We start from the raw sequence: 1,970 nt of genomic DNA, 5'->3' as shown, positions 1-1,970 counted from the left end.
CCGGTCCGAGCAGCACCGCGGGCCGGAGGTCGACACCGGCCGGGAGCGCGAGGTGACCGATCATCGTCAAACCGTCGGCCGGGTACTCGACCGTACACGTCGTGATCGTCGTCATGAGACTGGACCGTAGTGGAACCATCCCCGCCGGTTCCAGCCGGGTGAACCGCACTTCGCATCTGCCGGAGCCGAAGGGAGCTGCTGAAGCCGGCGACCCCGGGGGGCTGTGCGAAGCGGACCTCGGTGGCCTGCGTACCCGTCCGCCCTCGCTCCGCGGTGAAGAGGAAGGAGACGGCCCGCCCTTCCTCGAAGCGCTTGAAGCCCTGAGCGCTCGCCCCCGTATTCCAGAGGGACACGAGGGACACGCACGCTGTTCTGCCAGCGGCGGAACACCGGCCGAACCGGGCTCGACGATCACTACGGTCCAGTCTCATGACGACGATCACGACGTGTACGGTCGAGTACCCGGCCGACGGTTTGACGATGATCGGGCACCTCGCGCTCCCGGCCGGTGTCGACCGCCGGCCCGCGGTGCTGCTCGGACCGGAGGGCATGGGACTCAGCGACGTCGAGCGCCGCCGGGCCGACGCTCTCGCCGAGCTGGGATACGTGGCGCTGGCCTTCGACCTTCACGGCGGGCGCTATCTGGGCGACCCCGAGGAGATGCTGGCCCGTTGCCTGCCGTTGCTCGCCGACCCCGACCGGATGCGGGGCATCGGCCATGCGGCACTCGGGGTGTTGCGCACCGAACCGCGGACCGACCCCGACCGGATCGCCGCCGTCGGCTACGGCACCGGGGGCGCCGTCGCGCTGGAACTCGGGCGCGACGGCGTCGACCTGCGCGCGATCGGGACAGTCAACGCACTGACCACGGGCCGACCGGGCGAGGCGGCGCACATCCGCTGCCCGGTGTGGGCCGGGGTCGGGTCGGAAGACCCGATCATGCCGCCCGCGCAACGGAACGCGTTCACCGCCGAGATGCAGGCCGCCGGCGTCGACTGGCGCCTCACGGTCTACGGCGGCGCCTTGCACGCCTTCCACCACCCGCCGGTCGACCACCCCGCGGTCCCCGGCGTCGGCTACCACCCACGGCACGCGCAGCGGGCCTGGCGCGACGTCGTCGACCTGCTCGCCGAGTGCCTGCCCGTGACGGAGGATCCGGGGGCATGACCCGGGTGAGCATCCCGGCCCCGGGCGCTGACGGTCCCCTCCCCCCAAGTCCGCACGGCAGAAGCACAGGAGGGCGGGTGCTCGATCGCGGAGACGCGTTCGCAACCGCCGCGGTAAAGGCCGGATTCACGTGGCCGGCTCGCTGGATGACGGCGACGGGGGAAGGGGCGTCTCTTCGATCACGTGAGATCCGTTGGGCGGCTGACCGCAGTGGCCCATCACGGGAGTCGACGGGCCGGGAAAATGCGTCGAACGCGGAGTCGACCTCTGAGAAGGTCCTGAGTGTCCCGGAACTGCTGCGGAAGGAAGCCCGTGCCGCGTGCTGTCACATTGATCCGCTCTGCCTCCCTGTCCGATGTCGCGGAGTACGCCTACGCGGCCACGGCCCCGGCCGAGTCGCGGCTGATCTTCCTGGCCGGAGCATGTCCTCTGAATGAGGACGGCTCCACCGCGGCGATCGGGGACGTCGCGGGGCAGACGGCCAGGGCTGTGGAGAACATGCGGACCGCTCTGAGGGACTCGGGCGCGTCACTGCACGATGTCATCAGCACCCGTGTTCTCGTTGCCTCTCACCGGCGGGAGGACCTGGTGACGGCGTGGGAGGTCGTCCGGGACGCGTTCGGTGACCACGACGTGCCCAGCACATTGATGGGTGTCACCGTGCTCGGCTATGACGGCCAGCTCGTGGAGATCGAAGCCATCGCCGCCGTGCTTGATTCCTGAGCCGACGGGCCGTCCCTGCCGAGGGCCCAACCGTCCCGCCTGGGTTTCGGCTCCGGTCCTGACCGGAGCCGAAACCCAGG

General features: G+C 70.6%; 2 protein-coding genes and 1 pseudogene. 2 read left to right on the top strand and 1 reads right to left on the bottom strand.

What is annotated here, in order from left to right; all coding sequences use genetic code 11:
- Positions 1–115: pseudogene (locus CCN56_RS44455) on the bottom strand (dienelactone hydrolase family protein); the annotation flags it as partial.
- 314 nt (positions 116–429) lie between these two features.
- Here CCN56_RS44455 and CCN56_RS12380 point away from each other — a divergent pair.
- Both CCN56_RS12380 and CCN56_RS12375 read left to right on the top strand, forming a co-directional pair.
- Positions 430–1,167, top strand: coding sequence for a dienelactone hydrolase family protein (locus CCN56_RS12380; RefSeq protein WP_086826436.1), 738 nt, complete (start codon positions 430–432; stop codon positions 1,165–1,167).
- Positions 1,168–1,479: 312 nt separating this feature from the next.
- Positions 1,480–1,890, top strand: coding sequence for a RidA family protein (locus CCN56_RS12375; RefSeq protein WP_086826434.1), 411 nt, complete (start codon positions 1,480–1,482; stop codon positions 1,888–1,890).
- Positions 1,891–1,970 lie beyond the last annotated feature (80 nt).

Origin of the sequence: Streptomyces sp. NRRL B-24572 (assembly GCF_002156145.1) — a bacterium.
Lineage (GTDB): Bacteria > Actinomycetota > Actinomycetes > Streptomycetales > Streptomycetaceae > Streptomyces > Streptomyces vietnamensis.
Note: the sequence above shows the minus strand (reverse complement) of the source record. Positions and strands in the feature narration are given on the sequence as shown.